The organism is Methanoculleus sp. UBA374 (assembly GCA_002508705.1).
Lineage (GTDB): Archaea > Halobacteriota > Methanomicrobia > Methanomicrobiales > Methanoculleaceae > Methanoculleus > Methanoculleus palmolei.
The window spans coordinates 2,725-24,135 of record DAYL01000028.1; the positions used below are offsets into that span (position 1 = coordinate 2,725).

Below are 21,411 nucleotides of genomic sequence, written 5' to 3' on the forward strand. Positions count from 1 at the left end.
GATGACGACCTGCTTGTTCTGGGGGTCGAACTCCCACGTTCGGATAATATCTTCGAATTGCACGGTGTTTTTCAGTTCTTCGGTTACGTCGCCGGGCAACTCCTCCGGCGTCATATTCGCCTCTTTCAGCACTCGCTCCACGGTTTGCGACTTATACCAGGATGCATAGATCTCCTGGGCACGCTCCCAGACCTCTTTCGATGTCATGTTTTTAACCTCCGGTACTTCTTCAGATCCCTCGTTCGGCGTTTCATTCCGGCTTATATTCCCGGGCGGGTTCGACTCTGTCGGCGACCCTTCCGGCGTCACGTTCCCGATCTCCGGACGGGTGTCCCCGTCCGGAAGGTGCACTGCCACGATCAGCGCTCCTGCGCAACAGACGACTCCGATTGCGACAACAGCGGCGATGATTCGTGCAACGGGCTTTGTCATTCTTCCTCTCACTCTGAGGTGATGGTGCCGTTTTCACCAATCAGAAATACCGCTTTAGGGGACCCTGGCTTATAGTCCGGAACGGCACAGGTCATCACTCCGGTTATCTCGTAGATCGTCACCTTCGTATCCTCGGTTTTTGTCCCGTAGGGCATCTGCCAGTTCCCGGGCCTGATATCCAGGTTGCCAAACTGGTAGAACTTCCAGCTGGAGAACTCATCCGCATTGCCTCCCAAAAACTCGGCGCAGACCGCATGGCTGAAATTCTGGCTGGCATTCTTGACAAACGTCAGGTAGAAGTCCAGGTCGAAGGTCCCCTCGATGTAGCAGTGCTCGGGGCAACCTTCCCTCTCCATCCAGTAGCAGCCTGCCAATGTCTGGATATACGCGAGGCATTTTCGGGTCCGGGCATACCGCATCATCACGTTCTCCTGGCATTCGGCGCTGTACCAGGACCCCGAACCGCCCCCGCAGTCGGGAAGCCCGTGGCGGTAACGCCCGATCATGAAGGGCAGATACGCGCCTGCCGACGAGTGGCAGTCCCCATCCCCGGGGACGTGCCGGTGAACGGCAGAGATTTGAGTATCGCCCCGATATGGCGGCTCTTTTTTCTGTGTCATTTTTTGTTCCTCCGGTTTTTCGGAAAAGTGCCCGGGGGAACTCCAGACCACAACGGTTATTCCTGATGGAAGCCAACGGCCTTAGTGCCCTCCGGGCACGTTGTGGGAGTCCGGCGACAGTCTGCACAACCGAGCCGGACTCCCGCGGGATACTGCATGCAGTATCACCGATCGAGACGTCAACGTTCCTCCATATATCTTTTCTGTGACAAACATCGAACTGTCGCGGCGGTACCCGGGTCGTCGAATTCTCTTGATCCACCCTGGTTGTTCCATCCCCCGGCAGTACCGCTGATATCCAGTGGAAATATACCCTGATCCCCGGATCGCGGGTATGAGCGCGTACCCCGGCAAGATCTCTGCATTCTCTCCCTGGATATCGAAACTCGGCGGAATGATCGGCACGCCCCCGGCACGGCTTCTCCCTGGGATGAAAAGTGCGCGCGAAGAGGGCGTCACCGGATATCCATCCGCATGAACTTCACGTATGCAGCGGCGAAGAAGACCGACGGGAAGACGATCAACGCCGCGAAATTTCGCCAGATCCGGTCTGTCGCATCCTCCGGCGGCAAATTTGAAGGATAAAATACCGTCGAGGCCACGGTGTTATAAGATATCAGCGGGGAGAAGAGGTAGACCGTATCGGCGACTAATTGCCGTTTGCTCTGGTAAATCTCCAGTTCCGCGGCGTACCGATCGTACTCTTCCTCGTATGCCTTATCGTACGACAGGTGGGTCACCCCGGCCGAATCCGTCCATGCAGGCATTTCCGGTCTCTCCGGTATGTCTCCGGCAACCGCGCCCGCAAGAACCGCCCCGAACATCTGCAGCAGATAAGAGAGGGCGAAGAAGAGGGTCAGACCGTAGACCACGGCATGCCCGCTCTCTTTCACGCCGACCGAGAGCGCGAGGGCGAGGACGAAGAACGCAAGCATGAAGAGGAACGAGGCGAGCCCGAAGATCAGGACGGTGACGACCTCGTCCGCCGTCGGCACGATCGAGAAGACGAGGAGGACGGCGAAGGTGAGCGCAAACGCGACGGCCAGAGCGACCCCGAGAGCGGCCATCCCCCCGAGCGCCTTGCCGTTGATGATCTCGTCACGGTAGACCGGATGGGAGAGAAGGCTTTTGAGCGACCGGGACTCTCTCTCTTTCGAGACCAGGTCGGCCCCCGTCGCAATCGCGAGGACGCCGCCGAACACCATCAGCGAATTCTCCAGTTGCCGAAAAAAGACCAGGATCGACGGCCGTTCGGGCATCTTCCCCGCCGGATCGGCGGCGTCTTCCGCCGCCTGCAGCTGCTGGTTATACGCTTCGAGGTCCTGGTTGTACTGGTCGATCCCCTGGTGCATGCCGAGCAGAGCAAACATCAGGAGCAGCGCAAGGATCACCAGGAACTTCCGGCTGGTGAGGTGGTCGGTGAACTCTTTCCCGGCCACGATTAAAACCCGTTCTACTGTCATATTATCTCCGTTGTACTATTATGGTCGGTCGTCATCGCCTCCGCGAGAAGAGGTACCCGATGGCGAGGAGCGAGGCGGCGAGGACGCACGCGACCGGAACCAGAGGGAGCGGGTCCTCTCGGATCGTCTCTTCCTGTACAGAACTGTCCCTGATGTAGTGGGTCATAGGATTGTCATACATGCGTCCGACGAGATACGCAGTCTCGTCGTACCCGACCACGGTCCCGGCGGCGACCGCAGCCACCTCGTATCGGTGGTTGCCCGGGGCGTGGACAACGATATGCCCCTCCTCAAGCCCGATGATCCGGATGCCGTCCACGTAGCCGTCGATGCGGGTCCCGGTCTCCTCTTCTCCCGGACAGTCGTAGGAAAGAGAGACAAACGGCGTGACGTAGTGCTGCATACCATACTTCTTGAGGTCTTCTTCGGTCCGCTTCCAGGGGATGCTGACCCCCCCGGGTCGGTGGCCGGACCCCGGGGCGTCGCGACCGGTATCCGGGACATCGGCTTCCAGGTCCAGGACGCCCCGGTTTCCGGCAGCATCGTAGGCGATGACCCGGACGGTATACTGACCTGCGGGGAGGGTGACCTGCCCTGATGCGAGGGGCCCGAAGTCCGTCCCGTCGACGATGAGGTGCGTGATCGACGGCTCGGAGACGGCATACCGGATCGTCCCGTCTTCGTCGACCGAGCCCTCCACCGCCGGAGACGTCGTATCGTCCGTGGCGGCAAGGGTCCGGACCATGCCGGTCACCGCTTCGGTGCAGGACGCCGCCAGGGGGAAGTTCAGGGTCTCGGGCGTATCGTTCCGGGTATGCCGCAGAACGTAGCCGCCGTTGTCGGTTATCTGGACGGCGGGGATATGATACTCCCAGAAGCGCCGGTAGTCTCCCCCAAGAAGACCCAATCCGATCTGATGGTTGGACGCCGGGAATTCTGGAACTGCATTCAGCATCCAGCGGTACTGGGGAAGGGTTTCTACACGGAGTTCGTCGCCGCGCGCCACGCAGTCGAGGTTGACGGCCGCGACGATATCCTCGCGGAGGTCTGCATGGCGTTCCAGCCAGTCGGTGCTCCCGAGAAGCCCCACCTCCTCGCCGGAGAAGGCGATGAAGCAGACCGACCGGTTCAGGGATTCCGTCCGGAGCGCCCGGGCAACCTCGAGCATCACGGCGACTCCGGCGGCGTTGTCGTCCGCTCCGGGGCAGTCGGGACCGTAAACGTCGTAATGGGCGCAGACGACGACGGTCCCCTGTCCGGCGCCCTTCTTGATACCGACGACGTTCCGGGTCGCGCCCGGTCCCGCATCCGTCTCGACGGCGAAGGTCTCCTGCTGTATGTCATATCCGTACTCCTCCAGTCTCCCGGCGATGTAGTCGGCAGCAGGTCCGTCGTCGAGGCCGGGGACCCGCCGGTAGTCGGTGAGTACCCCGATGGTCCCGGCTAATGAATCCACGTCATCGGCACGGGTCGGAGCGGCGGAAAGGCCAACGATCCGGGGAGAGGGAGGATCTGCCGACATCGCGCGTTACCCTCACGACAGGATGAGGTCTCCACGCGACCCGGCGTTCCCGGAGCCTTCACTGCATGCGATCTCCCAGTGGTAGGCACCGGGTCCCTCTGGCGTGAGGTACACCGACAGCGTCCCCGCCCGGTTGTTGTTGATGAGCGGGAGATCGAAAATGGACATCGCGGCTACGGCGCCATCCGGTCCTTCCATACGGAACCGGGCCGTCCGGAGAATTACAGCGTTGTAGTCCCGGTATTCGCACTGCACCACGATCCGGTAAGTCGCCTCCGGCGTATAGGGGCCGATGTAGGTATCGGCCCGGGCGGTGCAGTCGATGCCTCCGTCCTCATCGATCAGGAGCGAGCCCCCGGGGACCTCCACGATGCGTGCCGGTTCGTTCTCGCCAGCATTCACATGATCGACGACTACGTCGGTCCTTGGCGCCGACGACGCCGCGCTGAATGCCGACGCGCCAGTATTCGCATGATCGACGACTATGTCGATCTCCTGGACCTCCCCCTGGATCTCCACGATGTGCACCGGTTCGTTCTCCGCGCCGGTCGGCGCCACCGCCATGCAGATGAGGAGCAGGCCGATGGCGGCAACGGCACACGATCCGAACATTTTTCTCTCTTTCATGCTCTTTTTCCCCTGTTCACGAAATCGCAACGGACCCCCACGATGATAGCCAGATGCTTCATTACCCGCCGGCCCCGCGATATCGGCGATCGAGACGTCAACGTCCTTCCATATACCTTTTCTGTGTCAAACGTTGAATTGTCAGGGCACTCGAAGGCTCCGGAGCGGAGGATGAGACGGATCTCCCGGCAGCAAAGCCCGGTGCTCCGGCACCTTCCCCGGAGACCGGCGGCAGGTGAAATGCGCGTTGAGCGAACCCGGTCATAGCGCCGGTCCATGCCCTCCAGCCGCCCGGACGAGAGAGCGAGGGCGGGTACGGCCTTCCGGGAGTTATTCCGGGAGTAATTTTTCAAAAATAGAGAGAGGATCGGTGTATGATGCATCCTTCCCTTTACCTAACCGTAGACATACAGTCTGCCCGAGCTCTTGTCGGACTCATCGTCCCGGTAGACGCTCCCGTGGAAGTCATAGACGTTGCCCGGATATATGACAAATGCGTCGGAGCTGAGCGTACCTCTTCTGGAATCGCCCGTTCCGAGACCATCCGAACAGACTTCAGCGACGGTCCCTCCGTCATCTGTGAACTCGAAGTGCACATCGCCGCCGGCCCAGAAGTCGGTATCGTCAAACTCCCATTCGACCTGTTGTTTGATCCAGAGACCCTCGTCCGGGATACCGCTTAACGTATAGTCCCCGATAGATGCCATGGCCGGTGTACTACCCCAGGACTCGTTGAAGTATAAATGTCCAACGTTGAATCCGACGGCTAACGGCTCTGTTTTCCCCAGATTGGAGAGGTCTAAGGGCCCAACCAGATCGGAGAGCTCCACCGTGCGGATGTGATCTCTTACGTCTATCGTTTGATCTACTGCATCTATCGGTTCGGGTGCTTGATCGGGGTTCATGACGCACTGAAGACGTTCATCACTCAAACCGGTGTCGTCATCGATATCGATCACCGGGGAGGCCCTATCCGCACTCACCGCCGGCACGATGACCGCGCCGACGACCAGCAGCGCCACGATAATGACGCCGATTCCGGAAAGAACTTTTGGTTTCATGGTTCCATTCCTCCTTTCGTGCGTACCCGGGGAGGGACCATGGAACCGTAACGGCTATCCCCGATGGGAGCCAACAAGACCATTGCCCTCCGGGCACGTTGTGGGAGCCGGGGTACGATGGCAATCGAGCATCCCGGCCCCCGTGGGATACCGCATGCGGCATCCACGCTGTTCTTTCGAATGCGCTGAAGGATATAATTTACGGCCATAAAAGCTACCTATCGCACGACAGGTAGCTGCCGTGGCCGTAAAAGGTATATAGGCATCGTAGAAACTCCTCTCTGATCGTCTATGAACTCCTGCAGAACTGCATTGGCCATCATGTTCGCCGCCGCGCTGCTGGTCACGGCCGGGGATGTGACGCCCGAAGAAAACCCGTCGTTTGCACCGATGACCGCCGGCAGCATCGTGCAGGGCGAGACGGACTGGTACTCGATCGACGTTCCCGCAGGCAAAACCGAGTTCATCGTCGACCTGGACTGGGACGATTCGTCCGACTCGCTTCGCCTGACGATTCACGCGCCGGACTCCGTGCTCGGGCCGAATTACGATGCATACGATGGTGTTGACCCCGATCAAACCCCCAAACCGCAAACGTTAGATATAAGCGGTCACATTCGCACGGTGAATATCTCCGATCTGGGAAGAGTGGAAGCCCTGGCTTACGGATTCAAAGTCGGGGATCTATACTTCAACGAATCCTGGGGTAGTACACCGGCCATAGCATCTCTCGGGGACTACACGTTAACGGGTGTTCCGGAGGAGGGTATCTGGGTCAAACCGCAGGTAGGATGGGAGTTTGACGACGCCGATCGGTGGGAATGCGGAGATGTGGGCTTCGAATTGACCGACGACGGAGGAACCGTCGTTCAGGTTTGTCCGGATAATCTCGGGATAAAAGACTCCGGCAAAGGCATGCTCAACGCCGGCGCGTTTCTCGTACATCCGGACAACGTCTATGACTTTCACGGAAACGTCTGTCGAGGAGAGGAGTCCGATAGGAGCTCGGGCAGACTGTATGTCTACGGCCGGGTAGACGGAGAAGCCCGGGGAGACGGGGGTGTAGAGTTAAAGCGAAGCCCTTATTTCTTCGACGATAGGGGAGACCGACTGAGCGACAGGGGGATCTCTCGAAAGAACGGGGAAATACCGGAAATAACGTATTTTGACGTCATAGATGAAGAGAAGGATAACCTGATTGTAGAAAGACTCGATCGATCGATTGCGGATGGGGGTAACGGGAGAATACAACTGCGCATAAAGGACTCCGGCGGCTTGCATCCCGGGACGTGGCGGTTCGAGGTCTACGGGGACAGGGTGACCGGGACCGAGGACTACACGTTCACCTGGCGATAAAAAGCGAAACATTGAACGTTTCTTCCGGCGACCATCCAGCATGGTGCAGTGGAGCCGGCTATTCACAGTTCTCCTCGTCGCCGTGACCCTCGCGGCCCTTGTACTCCCGGGCACGGCAGCCGCCCGCTACGTGGTCGAGCCGGTGACGGAGGAGTACGCCGGCGAGTGGCATAATTTCGAGGAGATCACGTTCTGGGACCTGCCGCCCCGGGTGATGGCCCTCTACTTCCTGCTCACGGTCCTGCCCGGGCTCCCCTACGCGGGGGAACTCTTCTACGCCCTCAGCTTCCTCGCGCCGCTCGGGTTCCGGCGGATAACAAACCGCACCGTCCTCGACGACGACTTCCGGAACGACCTCTACCGGCAGATCGCCTCCCATCCCGGCGCCGATTTCAGGGAACTCCGCAGGTTGACGGGTGCATCGCGAGGGCGGCTCCGGTACCACCTCAATACGCTCGTCAGAGAAGGCAAGGTGGCCGCCGTGGACTACCGGAACCGGGCCGGGCACTTCGTGCGAAACCGTGCGTATACCGACCTCGAACAGCGCATCCTCATCAGCCTGCGGGACGAGACCTCCAGAGCGGTGCTTGCAAACCTCCTCAAATTCCCGGGCGCACTCAGGAGCGAGATCGTAGAACGGCTCGGACTCTCCAGCCCGTCAATCTCCCGGCAGATGCAGCAGTTCAAGGCCGAAGGGATCGTCGCCGCAGAGAGGGACGGGCGGTTCATCCGCTATCGGCTCTCAGAAGGCGCCCGGGATCTTCTCAACCGGCACGTGGAAGACCTTCCCCTCCCGCAGCAGCCCGCCACGAAGGGTTACTCCGTCGCACCGGACCGCGAGGTGTCGTCGGGTTAGGCCCCCGCGACAGGGGTGCCTCTCCTCCGTCGTTTTGCGCACCCCTCTCTCCGGACTGCAGCGGTCGGCGTTCTGATACGGAGGTAGGGGCCCGGATCGTCTTTCAGAGAGCCGACAGCGGGCGAATCGCCGCGACGTTTAGCTGATCGGGCCGGAAAAAGGATATAGAAGAGCGTGGAACTCTCTATCCATGGACGGCGCCTGAAACGGTGCGGAGAATCACCTGGCCCTTTCGCCATGAACGGGTGAGGTTATACGCTTTGAGGTGTGGTGGTTTGACGTCGCAGGAGATACTCATCGCCCTGACGGTCTGTATCGCGTTTGCCGCCGGTGCTCTCTCCACGTTTGTGCTCATCTACGACACCGGGTCCTCCGCCGTCTCACTCCCGCAGAACATCTACGGCCTCCCGCTCTCGGAGATGTGGACGATCGTTGCGGACCAGACCGGCGTCGAGAACGTGACGGCCGTCCTTGGGGAGGCGGAGATCGTAACCGCAGACGACGGCTCGGTCGAATCGTTGAATTTCGATTTTTACGGTGAGAACGAGAGCCGCCGTCACTGGTATCGGGTTTCGGTCGGCCCTGCGGGGACCATAACCTGGGATTCTCACGAGATCGACAAAGCGCCTGCAGGAGAGCATCCGTTCGCCCTTTTCTCCGAGATCGAACGGATTCCTTACCGGGAACTGGTCGATGAGGGCGCAGGACTGATCGTCAGTGTCGGGGCACTGTCGGGGGATGTGGGATACAACGCCGGATATCGACCCCTCTTCGCCCTTTCCAGGGGCACGATCGCTCCCCTGGAAAGGGTGGCGTTCTCCACGGACGAGCCATGGTATGACATTGCCGTCTTTTACAGAACGGAAAACTCTCCTTCCAGGAAAGGGACCCACTACTGCACGCTGTTAACGCTTCGCGACCTTGACAGGGCCGAGACGGTTGACTACCGGGATGCGGAGTTCTCCATAGGAGCGTAACGCCCCGGCGGTCCCCGCGATCGGGGGCCTGCCATCGTCACGTTCGGAGGACTTTTCGGACCCGGAGAACTTCACCGCCGCTGCGGGAGACCTGGTCCGAGAACGCTGCCTCTATCCCAACGGGTCCCCGATCGGTTTCTGCCACGATGTTTGCGGGTGGACCCGGCCTACTCCCAGCAGAACGTCTCCATATCGTATCCGGCGTGCGGCATGTCCGGGGGCACCATGTGGCTCATGTGGACGCACCGGTAGTCACGCGCCCCGACGTCGCGGGCGAACCGGACCGCCTCGGCGTAGTTCATGTGCTTGCTGATGGAGTAGCCCGCAGGGGCGATGGCGTCGACGAAGAGGAGGTCGATATCGGTGGCGAGAAGGAGGTCCCGGCTCTCTTTCGGGATATCCTCCCGCGTGTCGGCGGTGTAGGCGACTGCGATACCGCCGTGCTCGATCAGGAGGCCGCAGGTGTAGACCGGCGGGTGGTTCACCGGAAAGAACGTAAAGGTCACGCCGAAGAGGTCGAACGGTTCGTAGACGGGAACCGGGTGCTTCACAAACGACAGAAAATGAAGGTACCCGGAGCAATAGTCGATTACCGGCGGGGCTGCATAGGCCGGAGGCACCTTCTGCACCCGATAGAACTCGCCGAATCCGATGAAGTGGTCGTAGTGGCCGTGGGTCCAGAGGACCGCGTCGATATGGGGTGAGCAGGCCCGGAGGAGCTGCTGCCGCAGGTCCGGCGACGAATCGATAAGGATGTGTTTTTTGTCCGTCTCGATGAGAAGGGACGTCCGGAGTCGCGACCTCCCCGCCGCCGTCATCGCCCGGCAGTTCTCGCAGTCGCATCCGATCTTCGGCGTCCCGATGGCGTCTCCCGTCCCGAGCAGCGTGATCTGCATACTAATAGCCGACACCGCGAATGACGTTGCGTTCCTCGACCCTGAGAAGACCCTGCTCGATGTCCGCCGCGTCTACCCGCTGCCGGTCCTCCATCAGCGCCGACATCACCGCCTCCTTTATCATCATCCGGAGGTCGGAGCCCGAAAACCCATCCGTCCGGGCGGCAAGGTCCGCGAAGTCGCAGTCGCAGTCGATGGCGGCGGCGACTTTCTCGAGGATCGCCTGCCGCATCGCCTGATCCGGAAGCGGGAACTCCACCACCTCGTCAAACCGTCGCCAGGCCGCCTCGTCCAGGATGCGGGGATGGTTCGTCGCCCCGATGAGGAGAACGCCGTTCTTCACGAAACTGATCTGGTCGATGTTCTTCAAGAGCATGTTCACGGCGCGCTTCATCGCGCCGTGGTCGTCGCTGACGCGGGTCTTCGCGACAAAATCGAACTCGTCGATGAAGAGGATGCAGGGGGCGAGTTTCTTCGCGAGGTCAAAGATGCGGTCGATATTCTTCGAGGTCTCACCCAGGTACTGGGAGGTGACCATCGCGAGACGGACCTCGAGCACCGGCATGTGGAGGGCCCGGGACATCGCGAGCGCAAGAGAGGTCTTCCCGGTGCCGGGCGGGCCGACGAAGAGAAGCCGGCCGAACTCGTAGATCCCGTGCTCCTGCAGGAAGTCCCGGTGCTCAAGGGCGACGCCGATCTTCCTGATGATCTCCTCCTGCCTCGGGGTGCAGACCAGTTTCTCGACCGAGAACTCGACCTCGTTCGGCGCGCTGATGATGATCAGGTCACGGGCCTCCCGCATCTCCTCGTTCTCCCCGATGAGCCGGGAGACCTTCGCCTCCATGTACTCCTTCGTGTCGTCGAACCGGGGGTTCTTCGCCAGGACATCCCGGTACCGGACGGTGATGCCGTCTTTCCCCTCAAAATAGTAGGCGAGGACGGGGTTCACCTCGACCCGTGAAGCGCCGCCCTTCTTGAGAAACCATCCTGCCGCCGGATCGAGCGACGGCAGGCTCAGGCGCTGCCCGAACTCCTCGTAGCCGACGAACGGGTTTGCGCGGACGGCCTGACAGACAGCATCCGGGGTATTGAACACCTTCTTAAGAACCCCCTCGCTCACGATCAGGGGGCGCTTCACCTCGGTGCTCCCGCCGCTACCGGCACCGAAAAATTCCCGGCAGCGCGGATGAAGGTCGTTGATGCCGAGTTCCTCACTCCGATTGAATATCTCCGCGGTGAGCAGGAGTTCCATGACGGCGAGGACGTCACGCGCACCCGTATCCATGGTCATATTGAACATACGTATTTGTGCGCGGTATCAATAAGCGTAGCTCACCGGGTGGTGACCTCGCACCCGCCGTCCGTGACGATCAGGGTGTGCTCCGCCTGGGAGACGAACGAACCCGGCACGTCGTGCAGCACCGGGAAGGGGTGGAGGACCCCCGCCCGCACGAGGGACGAAAGCCCGATCTCGACCTTGTCCCCGGGAACCCAGCGGCGGGAGAACGGGAGCCCCCGCCGCGGCCGCGCTACCTCAAGCACCCGTTTTGCCGACGGCAGGCGGGCGGGGCGGGCCGAGATCTGCTGGTAGATCTCCACGCGCGTCGCCTCGCCGATCCGTCCCGACCCCGTGGTGGCGAAAGGCTCGATTGCAAAGATCATTCCTTCCTCAATGGCGGCCCCGCCGTTCATGGCGACGTTCGGGATGGAGGGCCGGGTGTGAAGGTCGTAGCGGTCGAGGCCGTGCCCGGTGAGGTTTGCGACCGGTTTATAGCCGCGCTCCTCGATCGTTGCCTGGACGACCGCTCCAATATCCCCGGCGGTGATCCCCGGACGAACGGTGGCGATCGCCGCATCGAGGGCCGCCCGGGAGGCTTCGACGAGGGGACCGTGGTCGCCGAGGTCGACGGTCAGGGCGGTGTCGGCGATGTAGCCGTCGATCTGCACCCCGAGGTCGACCTTGACAAGATCCCCCCGGGCAAACGTCCGCTCGTCCCCGGGCATGGCGGTGTCGTGGGCCGCGGCCTCGTTGAGGGAGACGTTCAGGGGGAAGGCGAGAAACGCTCCCTCATCCGTCACCATCTTCTCCGTCGTCTCGACCATCTCGAGGATGCTCGCTCCCTCCTTCACGAGCCCCGCGCCCTGGTGGAGAATCTTCCGTGCAAGCGCCCCTGCTTCGCGGTAGGCGTCGTAGATTTCATCGTCCATGATCATAGTGTGAGCTCTTCACCGTATTGGGTGAACCGGTCAAACCCGGTCTCTGTCACCGCGCCCATATCCTCCAGGCGGACGCCGCCGGTCCCGGGGTAGTAGAGGCCCGGTTCGACGGTGACGACGTTTCCGGCGACGAGCGCCCCGCCGTGAGGCCCGAGCGACGGTTCTTCATGGATCTCAAGCCCGACGCCGTGGCCGAGGCTGTGGATGAACCCCCGCGTGTCGCTCTCGTAGCCGCGGTCGCAGAAGAACTCGACCACCGCCTGGTAGAGGTCGGCGCCGGTGGCCCCGGCCCGGATCATCGATATGCCGAGGGTTTTGGCGTCCCGGACGGCCTCGTACATCTCCCGGATCTCCGGGGAGGGCTCGCCCTTCACCACCGTCCGGGTCATATCGGCGTAGTAGCCGGTCTGTTCGTGCTGGGGGTAGATGTCGATGACGATCGGCTCGTCCTCACGGAGCGGTCCCGCGCCGGCGTTGTGCGGAAGAGCGGTGTCGAGACCGCAGGAGACGATGGTGTCGACCCCCCGGCACCCGTGGGCGAGGAGGAAGGTGTGCATCTCGGTGCGGACGGCCTCGGCGGTGAGGGGCGCACCGTCCCGGCGGAGAAGGCCCCCCCTCGGGATGGAGGCCCGTATGAGCGAAAGTCCCCGGTCCAGCGCCGCCTCGGTGACCCGTTGCACCGAGCGTATTCGTTCGATCTCCTCCGGCGTCTTGACCGCCCGCATTCCTTCGACTGTATTGGCAGCGTCGACGAAGACCGGGTGGAACGACTCGAGTTCCCGGGCGAGGGCGAGAGGAAAGGTTGCCGGGACGAGGACCGGGCCGCCGGCGAGGTCCGCGATCATATGGGCGGTCGCCCGCCAGCGCGATTCTCCGGCTTTGATGTATTCGAGGTACCCGGCATCGGCGCGGGTGACGACCGCCGCCGTCGATTCGCGAACCGCCCGTTCGTGCTCCATCTGCGGGACGACGATCATGCCCCGCTCGCCGGACTTTTGCATGTAGACCACGGGGTCGCTGGTACGGAACCGGGTCAGGTAGCGTACGTTTGCGTCCACAGATGCACCGTATGCCGCGTATGCTGCTGCTCCGGCATCCCGGATAGCAGAATCCAGTCCATTCATGGTATTCACTCTTTCGTTGAAACCACAAGTACTTTTATCCCTACGTTGAAGTATGAATAATGGATGAGGCAACCAAACTGGTCTTCAAAGGCAAGTTTCTCGTGCTGACGGTGATGCTGAACGTCATCGTCCTCTGCTTCGCCATGGCTGTCTTCGTCCTCTTCCGGTTTGCGCCTGAAGGAACCGTAGGTCTTGCAATCGGCCTCCTCCTCCTCGCGATAGGGGCGGTCTTCTCCGTCTCGTTCCGGAAGCGGTATCACCAGACGAAGGCGTGGCTGTACGAACAGCCGTAGCGCGCACGATCCCATGTCCGTTCACGGGAAACTATGCTGACCAAGTTAAAATCCGAGATTGAACTTGTCTCAAGGCACCTTGAGGTGATCCGGGCGGTCGTGGAGCACCAGCCCATCGGCATCATGAAGCTCTCCGAGGTCCTGGGTCTCCCCTACCACCGGGTCCGCTACTCGCTCCGGGTCCTCGAACAGGAGGGTTACATCCGTGCCTCCCCGGCCGGCGCGGTGGCGACGCCGCTCGCGGCCGATCTTCTCTCCGGTCTGGATGACGAGGTCGACGAACTGATCGTTCTCCTGCAGTCTATCAAACAGGAGAATTCCCGTAACGTTTAATACGCTTCAGGCAAGACTATATAGAGCACTTGTCCCGGTGCCGCCATAACTCAGTTGGTAGAGTGGCTGGCTGTTAACCAGCATGTCACAGGTTCGAGTCCTGTTGGCGGCGTTCTGTGTTCTTCTCCGATCTTTCTCCACATTTTGTTCTGGGACAACCCCGGGTTTATCCGGAGAAAATGCCGTAATTTCCGAAATTGAACGAAGTGAAAAACGGAGTATTCGCGTAATGGGATTGCCCTGGGTCATGGGAGACGCAGAAAACCGATGTTCAGCGACGCCGCGGGTGACACGCGGCAGATAACTCCGGCAGGACAAAAAAGTTATCACCCCTCCAGGCAGCAGTTCCCGCATGGAAGTCCATCCTTTTCGCATCGATATCCCCCAACCGGTCCTGGACGACCTCCGGGATCGGCTCTCGCATACGCGTTTTCTCGACGAAGTCGAGGGCACGGGCTGGGATTACGGCACGAACCTGGGTTATATGCGGGAGATCGTCGACTACTGGCTGCATGCCTACGACTGGCGGGCCCGGGAAACCGAACTGAATGCATATCCCCAGTATCGCGCCGAGATCGACGGCCTCGGGGTTCACTTCATCCACGAGCGGGGCAGAGGGTCCGACCCGCTCCCGATCATCCTCACGCACGGCTGGCCGGACTCAATCTGCCGCTACCTCGACCTGATCCCGATGCTGGCCGACCCGGCCCGTTTCGGGGGCGACCCCGCCGACTCGTTCGACGTGATCGTCCCGTCGATGCCCGGGTACGGGTTCTCCGACCGACCCCGCGAACGCGGCATGACGTCGGCGCGGGTCGCCGGCCTCTGGGAGCGGTTGATGACCGACGTCCTCGGCTACCGGCGTTTCGCCGCGGGGGGCGGGGACATCGGGAGCGGGGTCTCCCAGCTCCTGGCGCTCGCACACCCCGAATCGGTCGTCGGCCTCCACCTCACCGACATAGGCTTCTTCTCTCTCGGCGCCGATATCCCCGACCTCTCAGAGAACGAGAGGCGGTATCTGGATGCAATACGGGAACTGTGGATGCAGGAGGGCGCCTACAGCATGGTGCAGTCGACGAAGCCGCAGACCCTCGCGTACGGGTTGAACGACTCGCCCGCCGGTCTCGCCGCGTGGTTCCTCGAAAAATTCCGCACCTGGAGCGACTGCGACGGCGATATCGAGCGACGTTTCAGCAAAGACGAACTGCTGACGAACATCATGATCTACTGGGCGACCGGGACGATCGCGTCGTCGATCCGCATCTATTACGAGAATATGCACGCCCTCCCGTTAGACTTCTTGAAGGAGCGTATCGACGTCCCGGTGGGGATGGCAGTCTTCCCGAAAGACTTCATCCCGCCTCCGCGCGAATGGGCGAAACGGAGGCTGAACGTAGAGCGGTGGACACAGATGCCGCGGGGCGGGCATTTCACGGCGATGGAGGAGCCGGAACTCATGGCCAGGGAGATCCGGGCGTTCTTCCGCCCGCTCCGCGGGTCCCCGGCGTGAACAGGAAGGTCGGTGCACGGGGGCAGGGGAGAAGACGAACCCCGAAAGAAACATTCCTAACCCCGGGGGTCGAACTCCATGGCACCCAGGTGATTGAGGTGCCGAAACTGGTACTGATCGATGCAGAGACCGGGACGCGGGTCCGGCACCGGGTCCGGAGCATGAAGCAGGCCTTAAAGCAGCAGGAGTGGTACGAGGCGAACCTCGGCCGGCGAGTACGGATCGAGAAGATGTTTAAACGGTAACGCGGAAGATGACCGAAAAAAGTGCGGAGAATTAGCGTTCCTTCATGAAGACGGCGGCGACCGTCGGAAACGCTTCTTCCGTCTGTCCGCTGCTGCCTGCAGGCGTCCCGGCCGGTACCACGGTTCCTGTCGCCGTCACTGCAGGGGTAGTCCCTGGCCCGGGGATCCCGCCGCTGCTACCGCCATCTCCGCCGCCTCTTTGTGTGGGAGTGGGCTTGCCGGTCCCGCGAGAAGACCGAACGTGCTTAAGTGGGTCGCCACGCCCCAGGCGTAGTTTGCAGCCGTATCGATGCCGCCGGGTTCCAGTAATGAGCCCGGGTGCTTGTTTTCATCAATCCCGGCGATCTCGGTGCCATCGTAGAAGCGTGATCCCTCGTTCCTGGCATACCGCGCGATAAAGAATATGCCTGCCGGAACTGCCTGGCCGTCCGGGGTGGACCGCCCACCAAAAAAAGATCTCTTTTCCCGAACCCATCGTCCGGGATTATCTCCGCCGTGGCCGCGTCTCGACCTGTTCCGTCGTGACGACCTCAGGGGGCGGGGTTTCCGACTGCTTCAGGGCCTCCGCCTCCTCGCGGCTCGGCGGCGTCATGGTCCCGGTCGACTGGATCAGGTCAAAGTCCGCTTCCCGGGGCCAGTTGTCCTCGGAGAAGCCCGGTAACTCGTCCAGCCGCTGTTTGTCGATGTTCACGACGAAACGGTCGTCCCCCGGACGGGAGATCACAGCCTCGGGCGGGATGGCGAACCGTTTTGCTCCCACGCCGAGCATGCCCCCATACCTGAGCACCAGGTACTGCACCTTGCCCTCGGGGAATGTGACCCGCATATCCGAGATCTCCCCGAGGTCGTCGCCCTGCGGGTTGCTCACCTTTTTGTCCAGGATATCGTCGGCCGACATAAACCACTCTTCCCCGACCGCCCGTGTCCTGCGCTCCAGAACTACTTCTGAACGTTCCTGCATCTGTCTCCCTCTCCGTTGTCCCGTCTCTGGAAGGTGGATACACCCTCCAGGGCGGGGCGTGCAGTGAGTATCGGAACCCTTAAAATGGTTTTGCACTGCAGGGTCGGGGTCCCTCCGGACCCCCCGCCGGACGGCGATCTGAAGATTCAAGGAGAGATGCCGTCCGGGTTGGTGTGGCCGGAGGGGTATTTTTCCCGGCGGAAGCGCCGGCTACGGGTTCGGGTATAAATAGATGAAGTTATGTATCGCGTGCGTCAATCCCCTTTCATGGGGCCAACTGTCAGACTGGATATCACCACGATCCTTGAGGCAACGGATGAGTTGCAGCACTTTCTCAACCTGGGTGCCGCCCTCCTGCGGGCGGAAGGGCCGTTATCGGAAGAAGCAGCCGAAGCGTTGATCTTCAAACTGGCCGACGAACTTGAGGAGCACCTGCGGGCGATGAGCGATCAGCAGGGGCCGGCCGGCATCGGTGACCTGCGGGCCTGGACCCGGGCCTGGATCGATGAACGGCGGAAGGCATATCCGGAAGAGTCCTTGCCGGGCGAGGAGAATGCTCAATAGAACTGCATCGTGAGGGGGCCGGGCCGCGCCGCTACCCAAAATTTATCACTACCTACCACGCATGCGGCCCCGATGCCTCACTTCGACCTCTTCTTCAAGACCGAAGAACTGCGGCGGAGACTTGAGCCGCACCTCCGGCTCATCCCGTCGTTCTTCGAGTTCACGATCCGGACCGGGACGCCGGAAGTCCGCTACTTCGACCAGAAGGACCCGATGTGGAAGGGTTTCCCCTTCCCGGTCCCGGAAAAAACCGTCTATGTCTTCGACGATGCAATCCCGGCGAGGGCGCTCGGGGGCGGGATGGATAAGCGAGCGAGCATCCGGGTCACGCGCGACGACCACGACGACGAGGCGATCGCCCTCCGCATCTGGCACGAGGTCCTGCACGCGATCGGACAGCCGGCGGACGACATGGCCAAGCGGGCCGGCGAGTGGCAGAGCGTCTCCGACCGGCTGATGTGGACGGCATGGCAGTCGCTCTCCCGGTCGGTCGACGTGCCGTTCTGGCACCGGAAGTTCTACGAATGGCTGACGGAACGGGCGGCGGAGGGACAGGCCTGATCTGTATTGGGGAATGCGGTTTGTTCCCCCCGGGGCGTGCTCTGGAAGAACGGCCCCGTTCCGGGAGAACGAGTTTCCGGACCTGCAGTAAAATGAGAGTGGCCTTTAAGGCAATCGCCGTGTTGCGTGAGACGTGGATGGTCTGGTATCCCGGACTTGTGCAGGCGGGAGAAAATACCTGACCGGTCAAATACCCGTTGACGATGAGACTGATTCCGGGAATGGGGCATACGGGCCTGGAGCCTCTCTCCGGGATCGATAAAACTCCGTTCTGGACCTCATAGGGCCGCGGTGCGATCTTCAGGGCAACCCGAAGTCGGAGGATAAATCTCATCCAGTGTGCGTGTCTGATGGTCCTCAAAGACCTCGTCGGCGTACCATTTCGCGCCAAAGACAAGGAGACTCATAAGGATTGGGATGGTGTCGTTCCCTTTCTCGGTAAGCTCCCATTCAACGACCCGCGGCCGTTCCCTGACAACCACCGCCCGGATGAACCCGGCTTCTTCAAGTTCGTGCAGTCGCATGACGAGGACGCGCGAGGTAAGGCCGGGAAGGGAGCGCCGGATCTGGTTGAACCGGTTGATGTTTAAGAGCGCGATATCCCGGAGAATGAGGAGCGTCCACTTCTTCCCCAGCACGCGGACCGCAACGTGGATCGGGCAAATTTTGAATGGCGTTGTCGGCAACAGGGCCCGGTCATCCGGTAAAGAGGGACGGCACGGTTGCATGGTATATGTTCGGTTCCTGCCGTATTAATGTAGTATTATTAGTATACCAATACAGGAAGAAGTTCGGTCCTCGTGTCACCGGAGACCCTATCTTTGCACGGCAGAGAGTTTGATAACCGATCCGGGATACGACTTCCCGTACATCCACCATGCTGACGGAGAGTAAGGCTTCACTCCCGCAGGAGGCCGAAGCAGATGCAATCGAGCGGACGGCCCGGCGAATGACGACCGCGGCGACAAAAGGGGAACTCGGGTCGATCCTCGCCGAAGAAGTCGGCCGCTACTCGATTCGAGACCTCCAGATCCTCGGCGGGAGGCTCTACGCGGAGATGAACCGGTTGCCCTCTCCCTACCGGGAACGGGTCCGCCCCTACATCACCGAGCAGTTGTTCGGCGCTCACCACCGGCTTCTCGCCATGTACCGGTCGGGCGGATTCTCATCCATGACCGAACCGATCACCGACCGTGAAACGTTCCTTGGGTTCTGCGCCATGATTCCCGAAGGGTGCTTCCGGTGGGATGAGTCCGTGGAACGGATTCCGTTTCGGTTTACACCCCGGCACCGGGTTTTCTACTACCTGATCTCGGCATTTACGATCTTCGTGCTCGACCGCCCGGGCCACCCGGTGGGAATGCCGTTTCCGGGAGGGTTCCGCGTCGAAGAACGCGGCGGTTCGTTCTTCTGCCTCATCCGCGACCGCGAAAAGGAGGTCCCGTTCTCGATCTGCAACTTCTGCCCTGCCCTGCAGACCGAGGACGAATAATCCCAGGTTCCCCCGCGCAGGTACAACCACTCCAAACTCCTAAATCCCGATCGAAGAATCATAGAGATGGTCCGCCCATGAATTCATCACCCGTCGTTGACAGCATCCTCTCGGCACGCTACCTCCGGAGAGGCGAAAAGACGTTCGAAGACATCTGCCGCCGCGTGGCCTCGGCGCTCGCCGATGACGAAGCCGAAAAAAGCGCTTTTTTCGAAGCGATGGCAACTCTCCGGTTTCTTCCGAACTCACCCACCCTCATGAACGCCGGAACCGAACTCGGGCAGCTCTCCGCCTGCTTCACCCTGCCGGTCCCTGACTCCATCGAAGGCATATTCGATGCCATGAAACAGGGGGCGATCATCCACAAGACCGGCGGCGGAACGGGCTACAACTTCTCCCGCATCCGGCCGGAGGGCTCGCCTGTCCGGTCGACCGACGGGGTTGCATCGGGGCCGGTCTCGTTCATGCGGGTCTTCAACGCGGCAACCGACGTGATCAAGCAGGGGGGCCGCCGCCGCGGGGCGAACATGGGGATCCTCAACGTCTGGCACCCCGATATCCTGTCGTTCATCGCCGCAAAACAGAATGAGGGGGACCTCGCCAACTTCAACATCTCCGTGATGGTGAACGATGCGTTCATGAACCTCGTCGCGGAGCGCCGGGAGGACGAAGTCTGGATCACCGACCCCCGAACGGGCGTACCGGTCACGGTCGGCCGGATCTGGACCGGCATCGTCGACGGGATCTGGAAGAACGGCGAGCCGGGCATCCTCTTTTACGACGAGATCAACCGGCACAACCCCACCCCGCACCTCGGTGAGATCGACACGACAAACCCCTGCGGAGAGCAGCCGCTCCTCCCCTACGAGAGCTGCGTCCTCGGGAGCATCAACCTCGCCGCCTGCATACGCGGGGGGGCTCTCGACGAGGAAACGCTCACGAACACCGCCCGTATGGCGGTCCGGTTCCTCGACGCCGTCATCGACAAAAACGTCTATCCGATACCGCAGATCGAGGAAGCGACGAAGAAGACCCGGAAGATCGGCCTCGGCGTCATGGGGGTCCACGACGCTCTGCTCATGCTCGGCCTTGCGTACGACTCCGACGAAGGGAGGAACTGGTGCGAGCATACCATGCGGCTCATCACCGAGACGGCGACCGACGAGTCGCACCGGCTTTCAGAAGAGCGGGGAGCGTTTCCTGCGTGGGAGGGGAGCGTCTGGAAGGACTACCCGGTCCGGAACGCCGCGATGACGACCGTCGCCCCCACGGGGACCATATCGCTCCTTGCGGGCTGCTCCAGCGGTATCGAGCCGATTTTTTCGTTCGCCTACACCCGGAAGAATACCGTAGGAAAGACCTTCGTCATCGTGAACCCGGTCTTCCGGGACGCTCTTATCCGGACCCTCGCGGGCATGGGTCTCCCCGAAGACGAACGGAAAAAGAGGAAGGGTGCGGTCATCGCCCACGTCCACGAGACCGGGACGATCCAGGACCTCTCCTGGCTCCCGGAGGAGTTTCGTGCGCTCTTCAAGACGGCGCTCGACATCTCCTGGCGGGACCACATCCGGATGCAGGCGGTCTTCCAGAAGCACGTCCATGCTTCGATCAGCAAGACGATCAACATGCCAGGCTCCGCCACCCGGGACGACTGCGAAGAGGCGCTCCTCATGGCGTGGAAACTCGGGCTCAAGGGGATCACCATCTACCGGACGGGGAGCAGAGAAGCGGTCGTCCTCGCCCTGAAAGAGCCTTCGAAGGCCCCGGCAGAATCCTCCGCTCCCGGAGCCGACGATGGGCGGAAGGTGCCGGGACGGGTCGCGACCCTGCCGATCGAACGGCCGAAAGAACTCGCGGGGAGGACCTACCTCTGCCAGTCGGGGTGCTGCCGCCTGTACGTGACCGTGAACCTTCTCGACGGCCGGCCCATAGAGGTCTTCATCAGGACGGTCGGCAGCGGAGGGTGTGATGCAAACAATAGCGCTCTCGGCCGTGCGATCAGCACCGGCCTCCAGAACGGCGTGCCCTACCAGAAGTTCGTCCGGCAGTTCGGGAAAGTGAACTGCATCTCCGCCATCAAGAACCCGGCATCCGAGGGGCACTCGTGCGCCGATGTCGTCGGGCGGTGCATAGACCTTGCGGCAAAGAACCAGAGCGTCACCACGCTGAAGGACTGGGAGGTCAAAGAAACCAGGGGACGGCGGCTCTGCCCCGAATGCCACGAACCGCTCGATTTCGGCGAGGGGTGCAACCAGGGGATCTGCAAGCACTGCGGCTGGAGCGGGTGCATCTAGCAACATC

At 61.5% G+C, this 21,411-nt stretch carries 22 protein-coding genes, 1 tRNA gene and 1 pseudogene; 12 read left to right on the forward strand and 12 right to left on the reverse strand.

From position 1 onward, the window contains the following. From BRA42_RS08560 to BRA42_RS08585, 6 genes and pseudogenes are all read right to left on the reverse strand, one after another. Positions 1-432, reverse strand: a pseudogene (locus tag BRA42_RS08560) (hypothetical protein); the annotation flags it as partial. An 8-nt stretch (positions 433-440) separates the two neighbouring features. Beyond that, the gene (locus tag BRA42_RS08565; RefSeq protein WP_292405845.1) at positions 441-1,052 is read right to left on the reverse strand and encodes a hypothetical protein; all 612 of its coding nucleotides are present in this window, start codon (positions 1,050-1,052) and stop codon (positions 441-443) included. Positions 1,053-1,507: 455 nt separating this feature from the next. Next, on the reverse strand, positions 1,508-2,515 hold the full coding sequence (locus BRA42_RS08570) for an ABC transporter permease subunit (RefSeq protein WP_292405848.1): 1,008 nt from the start codon (positions 2,513-2,515) through the stop codon (positions 1,508-1,510). A 31-nt stretch (positions 2,516-2,546) separates the two neighbouring features. Next, a complete protein-coding gene (locus tag BRA42_RS08575; RefSeq protein ID WP_342686142.1) occupies positions 2,547-4,037 on the reverse strand; it encodes a M28 family metallopeptidase in 1,491 nt (496 codons plus the stop codon). A 12-nt stretch (positions 4,038-4,049) separates the two neighbouring features. Next, positions 4,050-4,664, reverse strand: a complete 615-nt coding sequence (locus tag BRA42_RS08580) for a hypothetical protein (protein ID WP_292405854.1) — start codon at positions 4,662-4,664, stop codon at positions 4,050-4,052. Positions 4,665-5,059: 395 nt separating this feature from the next. Then, complete coding sequence (locus tag BRA42_RS08585) at positions 5,060-5,725, reverse strand: hypothetical protein (RefSeq protein ID WP_292405857.1); 666 nt, start codon at positions 5,723-5,725, stop codon at positions 5,060-5,062. 291 nt (positions 5,726-6,016) lie between these two features. Between BRA42_RS08585 and BRA42_RS08590 the strand changes: the two genes are divergently transcribed. The 3 genes from BRA42_RS08590 (at position 6,017) to BRA42_RS08600 (ending at position 8,914) form a co-directional block, all read left to right on the forward strand. Next, on the forward strand, positions 6,017-7,081 hold the full coding sequence (locus BRA42_RS08590; RefSeq protein ID WP_292405860.1) for a hypothetical protein: 1,065 nt from the start codon (positions 6,017-6,019) through the stop codon (positions 7,079-7,081). 40 nt (positions 7,082-7,121) lie between these two features. Further along, positions 7,122-7,937, forward strand: coding sequence for a winged helix-turn-helix transcriptional regulator (locus BRA42_RS08595; RefSeq protein ID WP_292405863.1), 816 nt, complete (start codon positions 7,122-7,124; stop codon positions 7,935-7,937). 275 nt (positions 7,938-8,212) lie between these two features. Continuing rightward, positions 8,213-8,914 carry a hypothetical protein gene (locus BRA42_RS08600; RefSeq protein WP_292405865.1) on the forward strand — a complete coding sequence of 234 codons (702 nt, stop codon included), beginning with the start codon at positions 8,213-8,215 and terminating at the stop codon, positions 8,912-8,914. 167 nt (positions 8,915-9,081) lie between these two features. Here BRA42_RS08600 and BRA42_RS08605 read toward each other — a convergent pair whose 3' ends face one another. From BRA42_RS08605 to BRA42_RS08620, 4 genes are read right to left on the reverse strand one after another with little or no spacing between them, the layout of a single operon-like run. Next, positions 9,082-9,810: an MBL fold metallo-hydrolase gene (locus BRA42_RS08605; protein WP_292405869.1), complete on the reverse strand. Its 729-nt coding sequence runs from the start codon at positions 9,808-9,810 to the stop codon at positions 9,082-9,084. 1 nt (position 9,811) lies between these two features. Next, positions 9,812-11,101 carry an ATP-binding protein gene (locus BRA42_RS08610; protein ID WP_292405872.1) on the reverse strand — a complete coding sequence of 430 codons (1,290 nt, stop codon included), beginning with the start codon at positions 11,099-11,101 and terminating at the stop codon, positions 9,812-9,814. A 41-nt stretch (positions 11,102-11,142) separates the two neighbouring features. Continuing rightward, positions 11,143-12,024, reverse strand: a complete 882-nt coding sequence (gene map / locus BRA42_RS08615) for a type II methionyl aminopeptidase (RefSeq protein WP_292405875.1) — start codon at positions 12,022-12,024, stop codon at positions 11,143-11,145. Continuing rightward, a complete protein-coding gene (locus tag BRA42_RS08620; protein WP_292405877.1) occupies positions 12,021-13,151 on the reverse strand; it encodes a M24 family metallopeptidase in 1,131 nt (376 codons plus the stop codon). Before BRA42_RS08620 ends, map begins: the two co-directional genes overlap by 4 nt. A gap of 59 nt (positions 13,152-13,210) precedes the next feature. Here BRA42_RS08620 and BRA42_RS08625 point away from each other — a divergent pair, with 59 nt between their 5' ends. From BRA42_RS08625 to BRA42_RS08645, 5 genes are all read left to right on the forward strand, one after another. Further along, entirely contained in the window at positions 13,211-13,444 is a 234-nt protein-coding gene (locus BRA42_RS08625; RefSeq protein WP_292405880.1) for a hypothetical protein, read from the forward strand. 33 nt (positions 13,445-13,477) lie between these two features. Beyond that, the gene (locus tag BRA42_RS08630) at positions 13,478-13,777 is read left to right on the forward strand and encodes a hypothetical protein (RefSeq protein WP_292405882.1); all 300 of its coding nucleotides are present in this window, start codon (positions 13,478-13,480) and stop codon (positions 13,775-13,777) included. 39 nt (positions 13,778-13,816) lie between these two features. Then, positions 13,817-13,889 (forward strand) — tRNA-Asn (locus tag BRA42_RS08635). A 240-nt stretch (positions 13,890-14,129) separates the two neighbouring features. Continuing rightward, positions 14,130-15,287, forward strand: coding sequence for an epoxide hydrolase family protein (locus BRA42_RS08640; protein ID WP_292410794.1), 1,158 nt, complete (start codon positions 14,130-14,132; stop codon positions 15,285-15,287). Beyond that, positions 15,284-15,532, forward strand: a complete 249-nt coding sequence (locus BRA42_RS08645; protein WP_342686143.1) for a hypothetical protein — start codon at positions 15,284-15,286, stop codon at positions 15,530-15,532. Before BRA42_RS08640 ends, BRA42_RS08645 begins: the two co-directional genes overlap by 4 nt. A gap of 484 nt (positions 15,533-16,016) precedes the next feature. On the opposite strand, the gene BRA42_RS08650 is transcribed toward BRA42_RS08645, so the two are convergent. Then, positions 16,017-16,493 (reverse strand): PRC-barrel domain-containing protein, encoded by a 477-nt coding sequence (locus BRA42_RS08650; RefSeq protein WP_342686144.1) that lies wholly within the window; start codon positions 16,491-16,493, stop codon positions 16,017-16,019. 267 nt (positions 16,494-16,760) lie between these two features. Between BRA42_RS08650 and BRA42_RS08655 the strand changes: the two genes are divergently transcribed. Both BRA42_RS08655 and BRA42_RS08660 read left to right on the forward strand, forming a co-directional pair. Then, positions 16,761-17,057 carry a hypothetical protein gene (locus BRA42_RS08655; RefSeq protein ID WP_342771206.1) on the forward strand — a complete coding sequence of 99 codons (297 nt, stop codon included), beginning with the start codon at positions 16,761-16,763 and terminating at the stop codon, positions 17,055-17,057. Positions 17,058-17,129: 72 nt separating this feature from the next. After that, entirely contained in the window at positions 17,130-17,618 is a 489-nt protein-coding gene (locus tag BRA42_RS08660) for a hypothetical protein (RefSeq protein ID WP_342770501.1), read from the forward strand. Between the two features lie 278 nt (positions 17,619-17,896). Here the strand turns inward: BRA42_RS08660 and BRA42_RS08665 are convergent, their stop codons facing one another. After that, positions 17,897-18,256, reverse strand: coding sequence for a helix-turn-helix domain-containing protein (locus BRA42_RS08665; protein WP_342770502.1), 360 nt, complete (start codon positions 18,254-18,256; stop codon positions 17,897-17,899). A gap of 239 nt (positions 18,257-18,495) precedes the next feature. Between BRA42_RS08665 and BRA42_RS08670 the strand changes: the two genes are divergently transcribed. Both BRA42_RS08670 and BRA42_RS08675 read left to right on the forward strand, forming a co-directional pair. After that, the gene (locus tag BRA42_RS08670) at positions 18,496-19,110 is read left to right on the forward strand and encodes a DUF2115 domain-containing protein (protein WP_292408076.1); all 615 of its coding nucleotides are present in this window, start codon (positions 18,496-18,498) and stop codon (positions 19,108-19,110) included. 77 nt (positions 19,111-19,187) lie between these two features. After that, a complete protein-coding gene (locus BRA42_RS08675) occupies positions 19,188-21,404 on the forward strand; it encodes an adenosylcobalamin-dependent ribonucleoside-diphosphate reductase (RefSeq protein ID WP_342771205.1) in 2,217 nt (738 codons plus the stop codon). Positions 21,405-21,411: the final 7 nt, after the last annotated feature.